The 329-nt window shown below is 74.5% G+C and carries 1 protein-coding gene; it reads right to left on the reverse strand.

Going from position 1 to position 329, the window contains the following annotated elements; translation table 11 throughout:
- On the reverse strand, positions 1–329 hold a 329-nt coding region (locus tag RT91_RS21130; RefSeq protein ID WP_205409003.1), incomplete at both ends, for a Hint domain-containing protein.

The following is a 329-nucleotide window of genomic DNA, read 5'->3' on the forward strand; positions in this document are numbered from 1 at the left end:
TCGTGCAGCACGACCACATCGCCTGCGACCAACTCCTCTACCGGCACGTCACCCCGCACAGTCGCAATCCGCGTCCCCTCTGCGAAGCAGGGATTTCCACCCGTCGCACCCGTTGCGCCCGTGGCACCCGTCGCGCCGGTGGCACCCGTTGCGCCCGTGGCACCTGTGGCACCCGTGGCACCTGTGGCACCCGTGGCACCCGTTGCGCCCGTGGCACCCGTCGCGCCGGTGGCACCCGTCGCGCCGGTGGCACCCGTGGCGCCCGTGGCGCCTGTCGCACCCGTGGCACCCGTCGCGCCGGTGGCACCCGTGGCACCCATCGCGCCCGT

This window comes from Acidiphilium sp. JA12-A1 (assembly GCF_000724705.2).
Taxonomy (GTDB): Bacteria; Pseudomonadota; Alphaproteobacteria; order Acetobacterales; family Acetobacteraceae; genus Acidiphilium; species Acidiphilium multivorum.